Source organism: Streptomyces sp. SN-593, from assembly GCF_016756395.1.
GTDB classification, from domain to species: Bacteria; Actinomycetota; Actinomycetes; order Streptomycetales; family Streptomycetaceae; genus Actinacidiphila; species Actinacidiphila reveromycinica.
Genome location: NZ_AP018365.1, coordinates 8,694,098 through 8,715,252, shown reverse-complemented (window position 1 = coordinate 8,715,252; position 21,155 = coordinate 8,694,098). Strand labels below are relative to the sequence as shown.

Sequence of the window (21,155 nt, the reverse complement as noted above, 5' to 3'; positions counted from 1 at the left end):
ACGGCCCCGCCCGGGGCGTGCCGGGGCGGGGCCGTGCGGGATCGGTACGGGCGGGGCCCGGGGGTACGGCGGGGCCGGGGGTACGTGCGGGGCCGGTGCGCGGGCGCTGCCGGGGCGGGCTCAGGAGGCCAGCGGCTGGGTGAACTGGCTGTGGTACAGCTCGTGGTAGAGCCCCCGGCGGTCCAGCAGGGCGTCGTGGCCGCCCTGTTCGACGACCCGGCCGCCGTCCATCACCACGATCGTGTCGGCGTCACGGACGGTGGACAGCCGGTGCGCGATGACGAAGCTGGTCCGGCCGGCGCGCAGGCGGCCCATCGCGTCCTGGATCATCGCCTCGGTGCGGGTGTCCACGTTGCTGGTCGCCTCGTCGAGGATCAGGATGCCCGGATCGGCGAGGAACGCCCTTGCGATGGTGAGGAGTTGGCGCTGTCCGGCGGACAGGCCGGAGGAGTCCGCGTCCAGCACCGTGTCATAGCCGCCGGGCAGCACCCGCACGAACTCGTCGACGTGCGCGGCCCGGGCGGCCGCCCTGACCTCCTCGTCGGTGGCGCCCTCGCGCCCGTAGGCGATGTTGTCGCGGATCGTGCCCCCGAACAGCCACGTGTCCTGGAGCACCATGCCGAAGCAGCGCCGTACCTCGTCGCGGCCCAACGCGCGGTAGTCCACGCCGTCGAGCAGGATGCGGCCGCCGTCGACCTCGTAGAAGCGCATGAGCAGGTTGACCACGGTGGTCTTGCCGGCGCCGGTCGGGCCGACGATCGCCACGGTCTCGCCGGGGGCGGCTTCGAGGGAGAGCCCCTCGATCAACGGGGTGTCCGGGTCGTAGCGGAACGAGACCTCCTCCAGCCGGACCGTGCGGGCGGTCGTCGCGGGGGGCGGCACGGGCGACGGAAGCGGGGTGGACGCGGCGGGCCCGGGGCGCTCGGGTTCGGGGCGCTCGGGTTCGGCGATCTCCGGCTCCTCCGGTGCCGCCAGGAACTCGGCGACCCGGCCGGCCGACGCGAGCCCGGACTGCAACTGGCCGATGAGCGCGGCGATCTGGGTGACCGGGGTGAAACGCTGCGAGTACTGGATGAACGCCTGCACCGCGCCGAGCGTGATCGCGCCGGTGGCCACCTGGTAGCCGCCGAGCGCCGCCACCACCACGAAGTTGACGTTGCCGATGAACTGGACGGCCGGGAGGATCACGCCGGCCAGGAACTGGGCCCGGAAGCCCGCCTCGAAAAGTTCTTCGTTCTGCCGGTCGAACTCCTCGACCACGCTGTCCTGCCGGCCGAACGCCACCACCAGTTCGTGGCCCGAGTGCGTCTCCTCGACCAGGCCGTTCAGGGCGCCGGTCCGCTCCCACTGCGCGGCGAACGACGGCTTGGCGCGGCGGACGACCAGCCCGCTGACCAGCAGCACCAGCGGGATGCCCGCCAGGGTCAGGGCCGCCAGCAGCGGGGAGATCCAGAACATCATCCCCATCACGCCGAGCACGGTGAGCAGGGCGGTGATCAACGGGCCGAGGCCCTCGTTGAGCGCCGAGCTGATGTTGTCGACGTCGTTGGTGACCCGGCTGAGCGTGTCGCCGTGCGCGGTGCTGTCGAAGTGGCGCAACGGCAGCCTGGCGAGCTTGAGTTCGGCCTGTTCACGGATGCGGTAGACGATCCGCTGGGCCACTCCGGCCATCAGGTAGCCCTGCGCCCACCAGAACGCGGCGCCCAGCGCGTAGACGACCGCGGCGAGGCCGAGCACCTGACCGAGCCGGGTGAAGTCGACACCGGTACCGGGCACCAGGTGCATGCCGGCCAGCACCCGGGCCGTGTCGCCGTGGCCGTGCGCCCGCAGGGACGCCAGGACCTGCGACTTCGTCTCGTTGTGCGGCAGTTGGCGGCTGACGACACCGTCGAACAGGATGTCCGTGGCCCGGCCGAGGATGGTGGGGCCGGCGAGCAGGAACGCCACGCCGAGGGCGGCCAGCCCGGTGACCAGCAGCACCCTGCCGCGTTCCGGCCGCAGCAGCGCGGCGAGCCGGGCCTTGACGGCGGCCTTGTCGACGTCGCCGGAGCCGGTGTGACCGGTTCCGGGCGACGCGGCTTCGTGCGACGCGGCTTCGTGCGACGCGCGTTCGTCCGCGGCGTGTTCGTCCGCGGCGGGGGGATCGGCGGCGTCGGGATCGGCGGCGCGCACCGCGGGTTCGTCCGCGTCCTGCGTGCGGGGCTTCTCGGTGGTCATGCCGCCTCCTCCCCCAACTGCGACGCGACGATCTCCTGGTAGGTCACGCACTGGTCGAGCAGGTGCTCGTGGGTGCCGACACCGACGACCCGCCCGGCGTCCAGGACGATGATCTGGTCGGCGTGCATGATCGTGCTCACCCGCTGGGCGACGATCACGACGGTGGCCTCGCGGGTCGCGTCGCGCAGGGCGGCGCGCAGGCGGGCGTCGGTCGCCACGTCGAGTGCGGAGAAGCAGTCGTCGAACAGGTAGAGCCGGGACGGCCGGACCAGCGCCCGGGCTATCGACAGCCGCTGCCGCTGGCCGCCGGAGATGTTGGTGCCGCCCTGGTCGATGGGCGCGTCGAGCCCGCCGGGCATGGCGGCCACGAAGTCGCGGGCCTGCGCGGTGGTCAGGGCCCGCCACACCTGCTCGTCCGTGGCGTCGGGTGCCGCGAAGCGCAGGTTGCTCGCCACGGTGCCGCCGAAGAGGAAGCCGGCCTGCGGCACCAGCCCGATCGGCCCGCGCAACCGGTCGGCGGACTGCCGCCGGACGTCCACGCCGTCGACGAGCACCTCTCCCCCGGTCACGTCGAAGGCGCGCAGGATCAGTTGGAGCAGTGTGGTCTTCCCGCTGCCGGTGCTGCCGACGATGCCGGTGGTCCGGCCCGGCCGCAGGGTGAACGTGACGTCGGTGAGGACCGGCCGCTCACCGCCGGGGTAGCCGAAGTCGACGTGGCGGAACTCCACCGCGCCGGTCGCCTCGGCGGGTGTGACGGCGTCGGCCGGGTCGGCGATCACCGGGTCGGTCCGCAGCACCTGGTCGACCCGCTCGGCGCTGGCCACCGCGCGCGGGGCCAGCGCGATCACGGACACCGCGATCACGGCGTAGACCAGCACCTGGAGGACGTAGACGAGGAACGCGGTCAGGTTGCCGATCGGCGTGGAGCCCCTGCTGACCAGGTGGCCGCCGAACCATATGACGCCCACGCTGGAGAGGTTGGCGACCACCATGACCACCGGCATGATCGCGGCGTAGATCCGGAAGGTGCGCAGCGAGATCGCGGTGAGGTCGGCGCTGGCCCGGTGGAAGCGCTGCTGCTCGGTGCCGGTGCGCAGGAAGGCCCGGGTGACCCGGACCCCGGTGATCTGCTCGCGCAGCACGTGGTTGATGCGGTCGACCCGGTCCTGCATGGTGCGGGCCATCGGCACCAGGACCAGCAGCAGGCCGCCGATGACGAGTGCGAGCACCGGGACCGCGACCACCAGCAGCAGCGACAGCGCGGCGCTCTCCCGGACCGCCATGACGACCGCGCCGGCGCACATCAGCACCGCCATGACCAGCGGCGCGAGGGCCGCCTGGAGGAAGGCGGTGATCTGCTGGACGTCGTTGATGTTGCGGGTGATCAGCGACGGGATGCCGAACCGGCCCACCTCGGCGGTCGAGAACGCCTGCACGCGCCGGAACAGCGCGGCCCGCATCCGGGTCCCGGCCCCCATCGCGACCCGCGACGTGCCCCAGGTGGTGGCCACCGACAGCAGGCCGACGCCGAGGACGACGGCGAGCATCAGGCCGCCGGTGCGCCACACGTAGCCGGTGTCGCCGCTGACGACACCCTTGTTGGTGAGGTCGGCGTTGAGGGCGGGCAGGTAGAGGTTCCCGGCCGCCTGCGCGGCCAGCAGGGCCGTCATGGCGGCGAGCAGGCCGGCGTAGGGACGCAGGAAAACCCGCAGCAGGCGGGTCAGCGCACCGCCGCCCGCCCCGCCGACCGGCGGTTCAGGCACCGCTGACCGGCCCGGCGGCCTGTCGCAGCCGCAGGACCAGGGCCGTCATCGACTGCACGGTACGGAAGTTGTCGAGCTTCAGCTCCGGCCCGATGATCGCGATGTCGTACGTCTCCTCCAGGTGCACCACAAGCTGCATCGCGAACATCGACGACACCAGGCCGGAACCGAAGAGGTCCTGGTCGGGCGTGATGTCGGTGCTGACCCGCTCCCCCAGGAACCCCAGCAGGGCCGCTTCGACGGATTCGGCGCTGACCGGCGCCACCTCGGAGGTCTGTTCGGCGGTCACGACGCCACCTTTCCGTAGTCGAGAAAGCCCCGGCCGCTCGTGCGGCCGAGGCTGCCTTCGCGCGGCACGTCCACCGCGCCGTGCGGGTGCACCGGCGGCGCGCGGCCGCCCGGTGCGTCCGGCCCGCGCCCTCGCGGGCCGCGGGTCCGGTCCTGCTCCGCTCGCCGGGGGCTACTCGGCGGCGGCCGCGTCGGTGACGACCTCGCCGGCGACGACGTCCGCGTCGTCCGTGCCCTCGGCACCGGCAGCGGCCTTCGGCACGGCCGGCACGTTCAGGCCCGGCACGCTCAGGTCGGGCACCTGCTTCACCGCTTCGAGCGCCGTCTCGATCGCCTCGGCGAGCGACGGGGTCACCGTGTCGTCGAAGTCCACCTTGGTGACGGGCACGCCGGCGTCGGTGGGCAGCGTGTCCTTGCCGAAGACCGCGCCGTTGAAGCCGGCCTTCTCCAGGAGCGCCGATTCCTCGTCGGTGATCTCCCGGCTAAGAACCAGCGAGAACTTGTGACCCACAGCCGCCACCCTTCCTTTTCCATTGCGTACGGGCGCATGGTTCCCACGCCTCGGATGCCGCCTGAGGGCAAACGGACGGGGCCGCCGCCGAAAGATATCGCCGCACAGGATTAACCGGCGGACAGAACCGTAACGGCGCCGCCGCCGGCGGTGCAAGCCTGTTCGCGGCCCGCACGAACAGGCAGGTGGGAGCGGCTTGGTGAAACGGTGCCACGTGTCCAACTGCGGAATTTTCGCAGTTGACCGCAATGCCGTCCGCCGGCGCGCACGGCCGGTGTTCTCCGGTATAACACCCCGCCATTGGTTCATTCCATTCGCCCGTTATACCTTCACCCCGCGCTTTTCGGTGAAACCCGTCCGCCGGAACCGACCCGTGGGGAGTGGTATGTCCGAGCCTTCCGCCGACGGCCGTGCGTGGTGCCGCCGGTTCCGTCCGGCGCCGCACGCGCCCGTCCGGCTGGTGTGCCTGCCGCACGCCGGCGGCTCCGCGTCCTTCTACCTGCCGCTGGCGATCGCGCTCAGTCCGGCGGTGGACGTCGTGGCCGTCCAGTACCCGGGGCGCCAGGACCGCAGGGCCGAGCCGCCGATCCCCGACATGGCCACGCTCGCCGACCGTCTGCACGCGGTCCTCAGGCACGAGCCTGAGCGGCCGCTGACCGTCTTCGGGCACAGCATGGGAGCGGTCCTGGGCTTCGAGCTGACCCGGCGTCTGGAGGCGGACGGGCGCGGCCCGGTCCGGCTGTTCGCGTCGGGACGGCGGGCTCCCTCGGCCCCGCGGACCGACGAGCTCCACCTCACGGACGACGACATCCTGGCCGAGCTGCGCCGGCTGGACGGCACCGCGTCGGCGCTGCTGGAGAACGAGTCCCTGATGCGGGCGGCGCTGCCCGCGCTGCGGGCCGACTACCGGGCGACCGAGGACTACCGCTGCCCGCCCGGGACGGCGGTGGCCTGCCCCGTGACGGTGTTCACCGGTGCGGACGACCCGAAGACGACCCTCGACGAGGCGGCCGCGTGGGCCGCGCACACCTCGGGGGCGTTCGACCTCCAGGTGTTCCCCGGCGGGCACTTCTTCCTCACCGACCAGCTCGACCCGATCGTCGAGCGGCTGCGACGCCACTTCCAGGAGACGGGGGCGGGGAAGGCGGAGCCGGCAGCGGGCAAGCAGGCGGAGGCGGAGGCGGCCGACTGAACCGGGCCGGGGGCCTGGTCGCGTCCGGGGGGCGGTCCAGGCCGGGGTGCCGGCTCCGGCCAGGGTCCCGCGGGCGCCGGCGCCGGCACCCGCGTGGCATGGGGCCTCATCTCCCGCCGGAAGGCGACCTGTTGGGGGCCGGTGGCCCGTCTCCCGGTGGGGCCCGAGCGTCGGGTCGGGCCGTTCCGGGCGGGTCGGGCCTTCCGGCGGTGGACCCGGCCCGGGATCAGCGGCGGCGCACCGCACCACGGCGACGGCCCGGCCTCGGAGTCCCTGGACGACCTCGGGGCCCACCGCCGCCGCACGGCACCTTGCGGTCATGGGCCTTGCGCCATCACCCGCCGGACGGGCCCCGGCCGGCTCCGCTCAGATCCCCAGCTCGCGGTCGATCATCGAGAAGATCTCGTCGTCGCTGGCCGTGTCGATCTCCTCGTCCGCCCCCGCCTCGCCGCTCCGCCCGGCCCGGAAGGCGTGGAGGATCGCCTCCAGCCGGGTCACGATCCGCGGGCGCCGGGCGTCGCCGGGCGGCACCTCCGCGAGGGCCGCCTCCAACCGGTCCAGCTCCGCCACCGCGGCCGGCCCCCGCGGCGCCTCCGGCTGTGCGCCCGCCTCCCCGGCGATCAGCTCCAGGAGGTGCCGGGTCAGGGCCGCCGGGGTGGGGTAGTCGAACACGACGGTGGCCGACGGCCGTACACCGGCGGCCGTCCCGAGCCGGTTGCGCAGCTCGACGGCGGTCAGCGAGTCGAAGCCCAACTGCCGGAAGGTCCGGCCGCGGTCGGCGTCGGCGGGGTCGCCCAGGCCGAGCACCGCCGCCGCGTGGCCGCGCACGAGCTGCCGGACGGCCTCCTCGCGCTCGGCGGGCGGCAGGGCGGCGAGCCGCGTGGCCGGCCCGGTCCGGTCGGGGTGCGCGGCGGTTCCGGCGGGAATGCTCGCGCGGCGCCGTGCGGGCCGGCGGACCAGGCCGGAGAGCATCGGCGGCAGCGGGTCGGCGCCGGCGCGCAGTCGGGCCAGGTCCAGCGGGGCCGGGACCAGCAGGCTCCATCCGGCGCGGGTGGCCGCGTCCAGCAGGGCCAGGCCCTCCTCGTCGGTCAGCGGGCGCAGGCCGGTCCTGGCCATCCGCTCCCAGTCCGCGCCGGTCAGGTGGCCGGTCATGCCGCCGGCGGTCCGCCACGGCCCCCAGGCCAGCGACGTGGCCGGCAGCCCGCTGTCGCGCCGGTGGGCGGCGAGCGCGTCGAGGAACGTGTTGGCCGCCCCGTAGGCCGCCTGGCCCGCGTTGCCCCAGGTCCCGGCGACCGAGGAGAAGAGCACGAACAGGCCGAGGTCCAGCTCGCGGGTCAGCTCGTGCAGGTGCCATGCCCCGTCGATCTTCGGGCGCATCGCCACCTCGTTCCGCTCGGCGGTCAGCGTCCCGACGACACCGTCGTCCAGCGCCCCCGCCGCGTGGACCACCGCGCGCAGCGGGGCGTCCGCCGGGACCGCCGCGAGGACGGCGGCGAGCGCGGCGCGGTCGGCGACGTCGCAGACCGCGACGTGCACCGCGACGCCGCGCCCGGCGAGTTCCGCGGCCAGCCGGGCCGTTCCCGCGGCGGCCGGGCCGCGGCGGGACAGCAGCACCGTCCGGCGTGCCCCGGCGGCGAGGTGGCGGGCCACCAGCGTGCCGAGCAGGCCGGACGCGCCGGTGATCAGGACGGTGCCGCCGTGCCAGGGGGCGGGCAGGGCGAGCACGACCTTGCCGACGTGGCGGGCCTGGCTCATGTAGCGGAAGGCGTCCGGAGCCCGCCGTACGTCCCAGCCGGCCACCGGCAACGGGGGCAGGGAGCCGTCGGCGAACAGCCGGGTCAGCTCGGCGGTCATCGCGCCGATCCGGGCCGGGTCGAGCCGCAGCAGGTCGATCGCCTCGTACTCCACGCCGTGGGCGGCGCGGACCCGGCCGGGATCGCGCAGGTCGGTCTTGCCCATCTCGACGAAGCGGCCGCCGCGGGCCGTCACCCGCAGCGACGCGTCCACGAACTCGCCTGCGAGCGAGTCGAGCACCACGTCCACGCCCCGCCCACCGGTCGCCGAGCGGAAGCGCTCCTCGAACTCCAGCGTGCGGGAGGAGGCGATGGCGTCGTCGTCCAGCCCGATGTCCCGCAGCGTCTGCCACTTCCCGGGTCCGGCGGTCCCGTAGACGCGCGCGCCGAGCAGCCGGGCGAGGTGGACGGCGGCCAGGCCGACCCCGCCGGTGGCGGCGTGCACGAGGACGGACTCCTGCGGGCGCAGCCGGGCGAGTTCCACCAGGGCGTGCCAGGCCGTGAGGTACGCGGCGGGCGCGGCGGCCGCCTGCGCGAGCGTCCAGCCCGGCGGGACGGGGGCGAGGACGCGCGCGTCCGCGATCGCGACCGGGCCGAAGGAGGTGCCGAACAGCCCCATCACCCGGTCCCCGGCGGCCAGTCCGGTGACCCCGGGGCCGGTCTCCAGCACGTGGCCGGCGCCTTCGAGGCCGAGGGCGTCGTGCTCGGCCGGGATCATGTCGAGGAAGGTCAGCACGTCGCGGAAGTTGACCCCGGCGGCCCGCAGGCCCACCCGGACCTCGCCGGGGGCCAGCGGGCGCCAGGGCCCCTCCCCCACCGGTCCGGTTCCGGCGACGGCGAGGTCGTCGAGGCTGCCGCGGGCGTCGGGCGCCAGGCGCCAGCGGTCGTGGGCGGGGAGGGGCAGTGCCGCGCCGGCCCGGGCCAGCCGGGGCACCAGGACCTCCCCGCGGCGCACCGCGAACTGCGGCTCGTCCAGGGCCGAGCCGGTCCGCAGCGGCGGGCCGGCGGTGGCCGCGTGGTCGAGGTCGGCGAGCAGGAAGCGGTCCGGGTGCTCGGTCTGGGCGGCCCGCAGCAGGCCCCACACGGGGGCCGCGGCCGGGTCGACGGGTGAGCCCAGCGTGTCCACCGCGTTCCGGGTCACGACCATCAGGCGAGCCGGCGGCAGGGCGGGGTGGCCGAGCCAGCCCTGGACCAGGTCCAGGGCCCAGGCGGCGGTGGCGCGGGCACCGGCGGCGGCGTCCCCGCCCTCGTCGCCGCTCCCGGACGGGCAGCAGGCCACCACGATGTCGGGCGCGTCGGCCGACGGTCCGGCCGCGGCGGCGGACAGTGCGGCCAGGTCGCGGTAGCGCGCCGCGCCGGGCAGGTCCAGGCCGCCGTCGGCGCCGAGCAACGCCCAGCGGAGGTCGGCGGGCGCGGGCTCCGCCTGAGCGGGCACCCAGGTCAGCCGGTACAGCTCGCCGTCCGTCACCGTGTCCGTCCGGTCGGCCGGACGGGCCCGCAGCACCAGCGAGTCGATCGTGGCCAGCGGTGCCCCGGCGGGGTCGGCGAGGGCGACGGCGAAGCCCTCCCCGCCGGGCACCGGGGCGACCCGGACCCGGGCGGCGGTCGCGCCGGTGGCGTGCACGGCCACGCCGGTCCACGCGAAGGGCAGCAGCGGCCCCGTGGTGTCCGGGTCGGGCGCGGTCACCAGTCCCGTGACGTGCAGGGCCGCGTCCAGCAGCGCCGGGTGGGCGGCGAAGCCCGCCACGGGGAGGTCGTCGGGGAGGTCGACCTCGGCGAACACCTCGTCGCCGCGCCGCCACGCGGCCCGCACCCCGCGGAACGCCGGGCCGTACGCGAGGCCGCGTTCGGCGAGGGCCGGGTAGAAGCCGGCGAGGTCCTCGGGGACCGCGCCGGGGGGCGGCCATGCGGCCGGGTCCGTTCCGGTCGAGGTCTCGGCTCCGGACCCGGACCCGGACCCGGACTTGGGCTTGGGCCCGCACGAGGACCCGGACCCGGAACCGGAGTTGGTGAGGAAGCCGGTGACGTGCGGGGCCCATCCGCCCTCGGGGTCCTCCCCCGGCCCCGGCTCGGGCCGCGCGTGCAGCGCCAGTTCCCGGCGTCCCCGCTCGTCCGCCGCCTCGACCGACACCCGCACCTGGACGCCGCCGCGCGGGGGCAGCGGCAGGGGCCGCTCCACCACCAACTCGCCCACGGCCGAGGCTCCGACGGACTCCGCCGCACGGACCGCCAGCTCCGCGAAGACCGTGCCCGGCACCAGCACCCGGCCGGACACCACGTGGTCGGCGAGCCAGGGCTGGTCCGCGAGCGACAACCGCCCTGCCAGCACCACCCCGCCGGAGGCCGGCAGCTCGACCTCGGCGCCGAGCAGAGGGTGGCCCGGCTCGGTCAGGCCCAGCGCGGCCGCGCCCGCTCGGCCCGGTGCCACGGCACCGGCCGCCCAGTAGCGCTGCCGTTGGAAGGCGTACGTCGGCAGGTCCACCCGCTCGCCCGCCGGCAGCACCGCCGACCAGTCCACGGCCACCCCCCGCACGTACGCCTCAGCGAACGACGCCAACAGCCGCGCCGCACCACCCTCGTCACGCCGCAACGTCCCGGTCACCACCGGCCCGCCGCCCTCGCCCGGGCCGTCGCCACCGGGAACCACCGCCTCCACCGTGTCCGTGACGGCGGCGGTCAACACGGGATGAGGAGAGGTCTCCACGAACACGGAGTGCCCGTCGCCCACCAACGCCGCCACGGCCTCACCGAACCGCACCGTCGACCGCAAACTGTCGTACCAGTAGCCGGCGTCCATCCCCGAACCGTCGATCACCCCACCCGTCAACGACGACACCACCCGAACCCGCCCCACCCGCGGCGCCAGACCATCCAGAGCACCCCGGATCTCCGCCTCCAACTCCTCCACCTGCGGCGAATGCGACGCGTAATCCACCGGCAGCACCCGAACCCGCACGCCATCCGCCTCACAGGCCGCCGCCAGCTCCTCCAGGGCGTCCGGATCACCCGAAACGACCGTCGCCGCAGGCCCATTCAGCGCCGCCACCGACACCCGCTCCCCATACGACGCGATACGCGCCCGCACCGCCACCTCACCCGCAGCGATCGACATCATCCCGCCACGCCCCGCCAACGCACGCAACGCCTGACTCCGAAGAGCCACCACCCGCGCACCGTCCTCCAACGACAGCACCCCCGCGACCACCGCAGCCGCGATCTCCCCCTGCGAATGCCCCACCACCGCATCCGGCACCACCCCCGCCGCCTCCCACACCGCCGCCAACGACACCATCACCGCCCACAACACCGGCTGCACCACATCCACCCGATCCAGACCCGGCGCACCCGACCCACCCGCCAACACCTCACGCAACGACCAGTCCACAAAGGGAGCGAGAGCCGCCTCACACTCCGCCAACCGCACCCCGAACACCGGACTCACCCCGGCCAGTTCGGCACCCATCCCCACCCACTGACTCCCCTGACCCGGAAACACGAACACCACCCGACCCGGACCACCCACCACCACCTCACCGGAGACCACACCCACCACCGGCTCACCCGCCACCAACCCGGCCAACCCCGCAACGAGTTCATCCCGACCGGACCCCACCACCACCGCCCGGTACTCGAACACCGACCGCGTCGACGCGAGCGACCACGCCACATCCACCGGCGCCAACTCGACCGCCTCCGCGAGGCGTTCGCGGAGCCGGGCGGCCTGGGCCGCCAGCCCCTCGGGCGTACGCGCCGACACGGGCCAGGCGGATGCCGTGCTCGCGGGCGCGGCGGCGAGGACCGCTGCCGCGCCGTCCGCCGGGACGGCTCCTGCCGCTGTGCCGGACGCGGATGGCGCGGGCCCCTCCTCCAGGATCACGTGCGCGTTGGTGCCGCTGATCCCGAACGACGAGACGCCGGCCCGGCGGGGCCGGGCGCCGCGCGGCCACGGCACCGCCTCGGTGAGCAGTTCCACCGCGCCCGCGGACCAGTCCACGTGCGGGGTGGGCTCGCGGACGTGCAAGGTGGCGGGCAACTCGCCGTGCCGCAGGGCCTGCACCATCTTGATCACGCCGCCGACGCCCGCGGCGGCCTGCGCGTGGCCGATGTTGCTCTTGAGCGACCCGAGCCGCAACGGCCGGTCCCCGGGGCGGCCCTGACCGTAGGCGGCGAGCAGCGCCTGCGCCTCGACCGGGTCGCCGAGCGCGGTGCCGGTGCCGTGGGCCTCGACGGCGTCCACGTCGCCCGGTGCGAGGCCGGCGGCGGCCAGCGCGCGGCGGACGACCTCTTCCTGGGAGGCGCCGTTGGGCGCGGTGAGGCCGTTGCTGGCGCCGTCCTGGTTGACCGCCGCGCCGCGCAGCACCGCGAGCACGCGGTGACCGTGGCGCAGGGCGTCCGACCGGCGCTCCAGTACCAGGACGCCGGCGCCCTCGGCCCACCCGGTGCCGTCGGCGTCCGCGGAGAACGCCCGGCAGCGCCCGTCGGGCGACAGGCCGCGCTGGCGGCTGAACTCCACGAACATGCCCGGGGTGCTCATGACGGTCGCGCCGCCGGCCAGCGCGAGGCGGCACTCGCCCTGGCGCAGCGCGGTCGCGGCCAGGTGCAGGGCCACCAGGGACGACGAGCAGGCGGTGTCCACGGTGACCGCGGGCCCGCGCAGGCCCAGGGCGTAGGCGATCCGGCCGGACGCGACGCTGGTGGAGCTGCCGGTGAGGAGGTGGCCGTCGGTGCCGCCGTCCGGTTCGTGCAGCCGCGGGCCGTAGTCCTGCGCCATGACGCCGACGAAGACGCCGACCTGCTCGCCGCGCAGCGCGTGCGGCCGGATGCCGGCGCGTTCGACGGCCTCCCACGAGGTCTCCAGCAGCAGCCGCTGCTGCGGGTCCATCGCCAGCGCCTCGCGCGGCGAGATGCCGAAGAACCCGGCGTCGAAGCCAGCGGCGTCCTCCAGGAAGCCGCCGTGCCGGGTGGAGGAGGTGCCGGAGCGGGACGGGTCGGGGTCGTGCAGCCGGTCCAGGTCCCAGCCGCGGTCGGCGGGGAACGGCGAGACGGCGTCCGTACCGGTGCGGACCAGCTCCCACAGGTCCTCCGGGGAGCGCACGCCGCCGGGGAAGCGGCAGCCCATGCCGACGATGACGACGGGGTCGTCCGCCGGGTCGGTCCTCCCACCGTCCGGGGCGTCGGCGTCCGTCGGCACGGCGGCCGGGGCGGGGACGGCGGTCCGGGCCCGCGGTCCGCCGGGGGCGGCGCCGGCCAGCAGGTCCCGCAGGTGCCCGGCCAGGGCGGCCGGTGTGGCGTGGCTGAAGAACACCGACGCGGGAAGCCGCAGCCCCGTCAGGGCGTCCAGCCGGTCGCGCAGCTCGACCAGGCCCATCGAGTCGAAGCCGAGGTCCTTGAAGGACCGCTGCTCGTCCACGGCCGCGCCGGTCCGGTGTCCCAGCACGTGTGCGGCGCCGGTGCGGACCAGTTCGGCGGCGCGCCGCAGTTGTTCGGTCGGGGGCAGCGCGGCGAAGCCGTCGGCCGGGGCGGGCGCGGGGGCGGCGGGCCCAGCGGACGCGGCGGGCGCGGCGTGGTCGACAGGTGTGGCACCCGCGGAGGGCTCGGCCAACGCGGTACCCGCGGCGGGCGCGGCTTCGGTGGTGGCGGGTCCGCCGGGCCCGGCCGGGGAGGTGGCGGGTGCCTGGGGTCGCGGCCGGTGCGGGGCGTCGGTCTCCGGCAGCCAGAACCGCTCGCGCTGGAACGGGTAGGTGGGCAGCGGCACCCGTCTGCCGGACACCGCGCGCGTCCAGTCGACCTCGGCGCCGCTGACGTACGCGGCGGCGAGCGACACCAGCAGGCGGCGCCGCCCGCCGTCGTCGCGGCGCAGCGTGCCGGTGGCCGTGCACGGGACGCCGGCGTCCTCGCCGATGGCGGGCAGGCCGGGCGCGAGCACCGGGTGCGGGCTGACCTCGACGAACCGCCGGTGGCCGGCGGCGAGCAGCAGCCGGACCGTCGCGTCGAAGCGCACGGGGCGCCGCAGGTTCCGGAACCAGTAACTAGCGTCCAGCACGGTCGTGTCCGCTACCTCGGCCGCGTCCACCGTGGAGTAGAAGGGGACCCGGCCGGCGCGCGGGGCGATCCCGGCGAGGTCGGCCACGAGGCGGTCGTGGAGGTCGTCGACGGGGGCGGAGTGCGAGGCGTAGTCCACCGGGATACGGCGCGCGTCGACGCCTTCGGACTGGCAGCGGGCGATCAGCTCGTCGAGGGCGGCGGTGTCGCCCGAGACCACCGTGTGGCCGGGGCCGTTGACGGCGGCCACGGCGATGCGGCCGGTCAGGCCGAGCAGCAGGCCACCGGTCTCGGCCGCGGGCAGCGGGACGGAGGCCATGCCGCCGCTGCCGGCGAGGGTGGTCAGCGCGGCGCTGCGCAGCGCCACGATCCTGGCCGCGTCCTCCAGCGACAGCGCGCCGGCGACGAAGGCCGCGGCGATCTCGCCCTGCGAGTGGCCGATCACCGCGGCGGGGCGCAGCCCGTGGGCCCGCCAGACCTCGGCGAGCGACACCATCATCGCGAACAGCGCCGGCTGCACGACGTCCACCCGGTCCAGCGAGGCGGCGCCCGGGGCCCCGCGCAGCACGTCGACCAGCGACCAGTCGGTGCAGGGGGCCAGCGCGGCCGCGCAGCGCTCGACCATGGCGGCGAACTCCGGTGAGGAATCGAGCAGTTCGGCCGCCATGCCGGGCCACTGGGAGCCCTGGCCGGGGAAGACGAGGACCGTGCCGGAGCCGCTGTCGACGCGGCCGGTGACCGCTCCGGCCGCCTGGCCGGTGCCGGCCAGGTCGGCGAGGTCTGCGGCGAGGTTCCCGGCGGGGTCGGCGCCGTCGTCGGCGAGCACCACCGCGCGGTGGGCGAAGGCCGACCGGGTGGTGGCGAGGGAGAAAGCGATGTCGGCCAGGCCGGCGGGCGCCGCGACGTCGGCCAGGTCGACGGATGCCGCGGGCTCGGGCACGGCGGGTGCCGCGGGGGCGGCCGGTCCGTCGGGGCTCCGGCGGTCGGGGGCGTCGGTCAGAGCCGGTACGCGGCCGATCCGGTCGGCCAGCCGCCGGGCCTGGTCGCGCAGCGCGGCCGCGCTGCGCGCCGACAGCACCAACGGCACGGTCCCGCCGGGGGTTCGGGCCCGGAGCGGGCCGGCCGCGAGGTCGGGCGCCGCGGACAGCACCACGTGGCAGTTGGTACCGCCCATGCCGAACGCGCTGACGCCCGCGACCGGTTCGCGGTCGCCGGCCGGCCACGGCTGCCAGGCGGTCTGCACCTTCAGGTGCAACGCGTCCAGCGGGATGGCGGGGTGGGGTGTGGTGAAGTTCAGGCTCGGGAACAGTTCGCGGTGGGCGACGCTCAGCGCGGCCTTGAGCAGGCCGGCGATGCCCGCGGCTCCCTCCAGGTGGCCGATGTTGGTCTTCACCGAGCCGACCGCGACCGGTGCGGCGGCCCGCGCGCCGAGGGCCGCGCCGAGCGCCGCGGCCTCGATCGGGTCGCCCAACCGGGTTCCGGTGCCGTGCAGTTCGACGTACCGGATCGCGCCGGGGTCGACGGCCGCGGTGCGGTGGGCGGTGCGGATCACCGCTTCCTGCGCCTCCGCGCTGGGCACGGTCAGTCCCTCGGTGGGTCCGTCGTTGTTCACCGCGCTGCCGCGGACGACGCACAGCACCCGGTCGCCGTCGGCCAGCGCCGCCGCGAGCGGCTTGAGCACGACGAAGCCGCCGCCCTCACCGCGGACGAACCCGTCGGCGCGCGCGTCGAAGGTGTGGCAGCGGCCCCGCGGCGACAGGCCGCCGAACCGCTCGGCCGCGGCCGCCGTCTGCGCGGCCAGGTTGAGCTGGACGCCGCCGGCCAGCGCCAGCCGCGACTCGCCGGTCCGCAGGCTCTCGCACGCCAGGTGCACGGCGACCAGCGAGGAGGACTGCCCGGAGTCGATCGTCAGGCTCGGGCCGCGCAGGCCGAGTGCGTAGGAGATCCGGTTGGCGATGATGCCGCGGTGCAGGCCGGTCATGGAGTGCCGGGTGACGGCGGCGGGGCCGAGCTGCGCCGCCAGGGTGGCGTAGTCGTCGGCGAGCGCCCCGGCGAAGACGCCGACGGGGCGGCCGGTCAGGTCGGCGGGCACGATGCCGGCGTCCTCCAGGGCCTCCCAGCCGAGTTCGAGGGCGAGGCGCTGCCGCGGGTCCATCTGCTCGGCCTCGCGCGGCGAGATCCCGAAGAACTCCGCGTCGAAGGTGTCGACCGCGTCCAGGTAGCCGCCGGGGGCGGGCGCGGCGTCCTGCGGGCCGGGCGGCAGCGGGCGGCCGGCCGGGGCGGAGATGATCGCGCTGTCCCCGGCGCGCAGCAACCGCAGGTAGGAGGCGGGGTCCGGTGCCATCGGCAGCCGGCAGGCCATCCCGATCACCGCGATCGGCTCCCGCGGCCGGACCGGCGCGTCCGGCGGGTCCACCAGGTCCGTCACGTCCGTCACGTCCGCCGGGTCCCCGTTGCCGTGCGCCATCAGCTGTCGCCCCTGTCGTCCGTCGGTCGCGGCGCCGGTACGCGGCGGCCGCACTGTCCCTGGTCCGGCGCGCGGCCGGGTCCGCCGGTGCGAGCGCGGGCGCACCGGTTCGTTGCGGGCACGCCGACCCGTGCGCGGGCGGACGACGCGGAGGACGCGGTGCGCCACCCGCGGGTGTCCGGCCTCCCGCACACGGCGGACGACGCGTCGGCGGCTCCCCCGCCGTGCGCGGCGCGTACGGCGTGTCCCCCGCGAGCGGCGGGCATCGCGGGCACGGACGGCCGCCCCGGCCCCGGCCGTACGGTCCGTGTCCCGCCCGCCGCGCGGACGCCGGCCGGGGCCGGCACGTACCGCGCCGGCGTTCCCGTCTCCCCCGAGGGCACCGTGAGCGCGGTCCGCCCCGTGCGCGCCGCCGACCGCTCCGCCGACCGGGCGGCCACCGCGGACAGGGCCCGCGGCGCCCGTACCGGGCCCCGCACCACGCGCGCCGACGCGCACGGCCGCGCGTCGGGACCGCGGTGTTCGTGGTCGTCCACTGGCTGGCTCCTGGGTCAGGGGGTGCGGGCGGGCGGGTCTCGCGGGCCGGCTCAGGCCGGTCCTGACCCCTCGTCGGGACGCGCGTCCGTGTTCCGTGGTGCCGGGTCCTCGTCGGCTCCGGGGCGCCCGGGATCCGGTGCCGACCCGTCAACGGCCGCCGTCCAGCGCGCCAGCATCCGCCGGAGCCGTTCGGCGACGCGCTCGGCGGTGTCCCGGTCCGGGTCGAGGCCCGCCCAGCCCTGCTCGACCCGGTCGAGTGCGGCGAGCAGCGCGGCCGTACGGTCCTCCGCCCGTCCGTCGCCGTCCGGCCGCACCGGCGCCGGTGCGCCCCCGGCCGGGGTGACGGCGCTCAGCCAGTAGCGGCGCCGCTGGAAGGGGTACGTCGGCAGGTCCACCCGGCGGCCGCCGCCGGACCCGTGGAAGGCGGTCCAGTGCACCGGAACACCCCGGGTGTGCAGCCGGGCCAGTGTCGTCACGAGCGTCCGGGGCTCGTCGCGGCCCCGCCGCAGCGCCGGCACCCACAGTTCGTCCGATGCCTCGCCGGGCCGCCCCGCACCCACCGGCGCGCCGGGACCGGAGCGGGTCTGCGGGCCCATGGTCGCCAGGACCCCGTCCGGCCCGATCTCCACGAACGTCGCGACACCGGCGGCCCGCAGCACACCGGCCGCGTCGGCGAACCGGACCGGTTCCCGCACGTGCCGCACCCAGTAGCCGGGCTCCGCCACCTCGTCGGCGGCGGCGCGCCCGGTGAGCGCCGACGCCATCGGGATACCGGGGCTGCGGTAGGACACCGACGCGGCCACGTCGGCGAAGGCGGCCAGCATCGGTTCCATCAGCGGCGAGTGGAAGGCGTGGGACACGCGCAGCCGGTGCGTGCGGGCGCCGGCCGCGGCGAGTTCGGCCGCCGCCGCGGTCACGGCGTCGGCCTCGCCGGAGAGCACCACGGCCTGGGGGCCGTTGACCGCGGCGAGGGCGGCGCCCGGGTGCCGTTCCAGCACCGCTTCCGCCGCCCGCTCCGAGGTGGCCACCGCGACCATCGCGCCGCCGCGGGGCAGCGCCTGCATGAGCCGTCCGCGCGCGGCCACGACCGCGGCCGCGTCGGGCAGCGACCACACGCCGGCCACGTGGGCCGCGGCCAACTCGCCGATGGAGTGCCCGGCGAGGATGTCGGGGCGCAGCGCCCAGGACTCCAGCAGCCGGAACAGCGCCACCTCCACGGCGAAGAGCGCGGCCTGGGTCCACTGGGTGTCGTCCAGGGTGCCCGGCTGGGCACCGCCCGCCGCGTCCCCGCCCCGCACCACGTCGGCCAGCGGCCGGTCCAGGTGGCTGTCGAGCGCGGCGCAGGCCGCGTCGAAGGCGTCGGCGAAGGCGGGGAACGCGGCGTGGAGGCCCTGGCCCATGCCGATCCGCTGGGCGCCCTGGCCGGTGAAGACGAACCCGAGCCGGCCGGCGCCGCCGACGACCCCGGAGACGGTGCCCGTCCTGGCCCGCCCCTCGGCGAGCGCGGCCAGCCCGGCGAGCAGGTCCTCGCGGCTCGTGCCGACGACCGCCGCGCGGTGTTCCAGTGCGGGACGGGTCGCCGCGAGCGACCAGGCCAGGTCCCGCGGGTCCAGTTCGGGGCGCGCGGACACGAAGTCGGCCAACTGCCGTGCCTGCGCGCTCAGGCCGGCGGCCGACCGCCCCGAGACCGGCCACGCCAGAACCGCCCCCGTCTCCTCGGCGGCGCCCCCGCGCCCGCGCCGCACCGCCGCACCCGACGGCGCGGGCGTGCCGGGGCCCGAGCCCGCGCCCCGACCGGCCCCCGGGGCCGCACCCGGAGACGACGAGGCCGATGCCGTGGCCGTCGCACCGCCCGGCATCGGGGCGGCGGCCGCCACCGGACCGGGAGGGGCCGCCGCATCACGGACGGCACCCGGGCTGCCCGCCGAAGGGGCGCCCCCCGTCACGGCCCTGCCGACACCCGAAGCGGCTGACGGAACAACAGACGGAGCAGCACCTGAGGCCGCACCCGTGCCGGAACCCGCCACCGGGCCCGCACCGGCTCCCGGAATACCCTCCACGACGACGGCCCGACCGACCCTCGTGGCCGGTACGGGCGTGGAGGCCGAGACCGTCCCCGGCGCCGCACCCCTGGTCGGCGCCGCTCCCGGCACCGCACCTCGCACCGGACCCGTGGCGCCGGCCGGGGCGGAGACCTCTGCCCCGGCCCCCGCCGAGCCCGGCGCCGCTACCGGAGCAGCAGCCGGCACCGTGTCCGGGACCGCACCCGCGGCGGAATCCGCAGCCGCGGTGCGCGCGGGGCCCGACGGCACAGCGCGACCGGAGGCCGGCGACGGCGACGCCCCGGAAGCCGCGGCCGCACCGGCGGCCGGGACAGCGCCCGCCGGGGCGGGCCGGGGGCCGGACACCGGTCGAGCCGCTGGGACGGGCGGAGACGGGTCCACAGGGGGCGATGTGGAGATGGGGGGAGCTTCCTCCAGGATCACGTGCGTGTCGGCCGTGGCGGCACCGAGCGACGACACGCCGGCGCGGCGCGGCCGTTCTCCGCGCGGCCACGCGACGTCCTTCGTGGCGAGCCGGACCCCGCCGGTGTGCCAGTCGACGCGCGGTGTCGGCGCGGCGGCATGCAAGGTCTTGGGGAGCACGCCGCGTTGGAGGGCCTCGACCGTCTTGATGACGCCCGCGGCGCCCGCCGCACGGCCCGTGTGGCCGAGGTTGGAGGTGACCGCTCCCAGCCAGAGCGGCCGGTCGGCCGCCCGGTCCCGCCCGTAGGCGGCGATCAGCGCGGCGGCCTCCGCCGTGTCGCCGGGCGCGGTGCCGGAGCCGTGGGCCTCCACCGCGTCGACCTCGTCCGGGCGAAGCCCCGCATCGGCCAACGCGGCCCGGATCAGCCCCAGGTGCGACGCGCCGTCCGGTGCGTCCGGGCCGCCGGGCCCGTCCTGCGGGCGTGTCGCGCCGCCGCGCAGCAGCGCCAGCACGGGGTGGCCGCCGCGTCGCGCGTCCGCCAGCCGTTCCAGCACGAGCACGGCCGCGCCCTCGGCGAGCCCCGTACCGTCGGCGGCCGCGGCGAACGCCTTGCAACGGCCGTCGGGCGCGAGGTCCCCAAGGGGCCGCAGGAACTCCTCGGGGGTCGCGTGCACGGTGACGCCACCGGCGAGCGCGAACGCGCACTCCCCCGCACGCAGGGCTTCTCCGGCCTGGAGCAGGGCGGCGAGCGAATGCGGCGGGTCGGCGGCCGGGGGGTCACCGGCCGCCGGGTCCCGCAGCCCGAACGCGTCGGCCAGGCGCACCGACAGCGGGCCCTCCGCGGCGCCGCCGTCCGGGTGCCCGGCCCCGTAGCCCGAGGAGGCCGCGGCCACGAACACCCCGGTCTCCGCTTCCCGCAGCTCCGCCGGGTCCAACCCGGCCCGCTCGCACGCCTCCCAGCAGACCTCCAGCATCAACCGGTGCTGCGGGTCGGCCGCTTGGGCCTGCGCCGGGGTCATCCCGAAGAACTCGGCGTCGAACTCGGCCGCGCCGTCGAGGAATCCGCCCCGGTCGACGCCGGGTGCACCCGGCGCGCACGGTTCGGGCCCCTCGGTGCCGGGGACGGCGGCCAGGTCCCAGCCGCGGTCCGCGGGAAGCGGTCCGACGGCCTCCCTGCCGTCGGCCGCCAACTGCCACAGCCCGGCGGGCGAGTCGACGCCGCCCGGGTAACGGCAGGCCATCCCGACGATCGCGACCGCCTCCGCCTGGTTCCCCGGCTCCGCTCCCGGCCCGCCGGCCGCGCCCCGCGCGGGTCCCGGCGCCCGGTCGGGCTCCGCACCGTCTCGCCCCACGGCCTCCCCCTCGACGTTCGTGCGCGGACTCCCCGCGGACGCTTCTGCCTCGGTCACGACGACGCCCCGCACCCGGCGGGCACAGCGGGCACGACGGGCGTCCGGGCGTGCCGCGTGCGGACGGCCGTCGGATACCGCGGTCGCGCGCCGTACGGTCCCGAGCGCCGCGGGCGGCGGCGTTCAACCGCGCGGACATCCCACTTGAACGCCGTTCCCACCGGAGCCGGGCGCGGGGGCGACACGGGCCGGACAGGGCACGTGCCGACCTCCCGCTCCGCGGGCGGGCACCTTCGCGGCTGTCCCATGACCACTCCATCGTCGGTGGACGCGAACCGGTTCCGACCGGCCCGGTCGTGCTTCGTCCGGTCCGGCTCCGCCCCTGCGGCCGACCGTGTCCACCGGGCGCGTCCGCCGCTCCGGCCCGCCCACGGATCGTGGGTTTGGGCCGCCGCTCCGGATGCCAAATCTAGGGCGCGCCCCTGGGTGCCCACCAGCGCACGGCGCCCGGGCCGCGCACACCCCTGAGG

7 protein-coding genes are annotated in these 21,155 nt (G+C 76.7%); 1 reads left to right on the top strand and 6 read right to left on the bottom strand.

Going from position 1 to position 21,155, the window contains the following annotated elements:
* Nucleotides 1-120: 120 nt before the first annotated feature.
* The 4 genes from RVR_RS36100 to RVR_RS36085 all read right to left on the bottom strand — a co-directional run bounded on the left by RVR_RS36100 (nucleotide 121) and on the right by RVR_RS36085 (nucleotide 4,779).
* Nucleotides 121-2,217, bottom strand: a complete 2,097-nt coding sequence (locus RVR_RS36100) for an ABC transporter ATP-binding protein (protein WP_202238211.1) — start codon at nucleotides 2,215-2,217, stop codon at nucleotides 121-123.
* Nucleotides 2,214-3,887 carry an ABC transporter ATP-binding protein gene (locus RVR_RS36095; protein WP_202239670.1) on the bottom strand — a complete coding sequence of 558 codons (1,674 nt, stop codon included), beginning with the start codon at nucleotides 3,885-3,887 and terminating at the stop codon, nucleotides 2,214-2,216. Before RVR_RS36095 ends, RVR_RS36100 begins: the two co-directional genes overlap by 4 nt.
* 85 nt (nucleotides 3,888-3,972) lie before the next feature.
* Nucleotides 3,973-4,269, bottom strand: coding sequence for an acyl carrier protein (locus tag RVR_RS36090; protein ID WP_202238210.1), 297 nt, complete (start codon nucleotides 4,267-4,269; stop codon nucleotides 3,973-3,975).
* A gap of 171 nt (nucleotides 4,270-4,440) precedes the next feature.
* A complete protein-coding gene (locus RVR_RS36085) occupies nucleotides 4,441-4,779 on the bottom strand; it encodes a hypothetical protein (RefSeq protein ID WP_202238209.1) in 339 nt (112 codons plus the stop codon).
* Between the two features lie 385 nt (nucleotides 4,780-5,164).
* Here RVR_RS36085 and RVR_RS36080 point away from each other — a divergent pair, with 385 nt between their 5' ends.
* Nucleotides 5,165-5,971 carry a thioesterase II family protein gene (locus RVR_RS36080; protein WP_202238208.1) on the top strand — a complete coding sequence of 269 codons (807 nt, stop codon included), beginning with the start codon at nucleotides 5,165-5,167 and terminating at the stop codon, nucleotides 5,969-5,971.
* Nucleotides 5,972-6,337: 366 nt separating this feature from the next.
* Here RVR_RS36080 and RVR_RS36075 read toward each other — a convergent pair whose 3' ends face one another.
* Nucleotides 6,338-16,273: a type I polyketide synthase gene (locus tag RVR_RS36075; RefSeq protein WP_202238207.1), complete on the bottom strand. Its 9,936-nt coding sequence runs from the start codon at nucleotides 16,271-16,273 to the stop codon at nucleotides 6,338-6,340.
* 587 nt (nucleotides 16,274-16,860) lie between these two features.
* Nucleotides 16,861-20,628 (bottom strand): type I polyketide synthase, encoded by a 3,768-nt coding sequence (locus RVR_RS36070; RefSeq protein ID WP_202238206.1) that lies wholly within the window; start codon nucleotides 20,626-20,628, stop codon nucleotides 16,861-16,863.
* Between the last annotated feature and the right edge of the window lie 527 nt (nucleotides 20,629-21,155).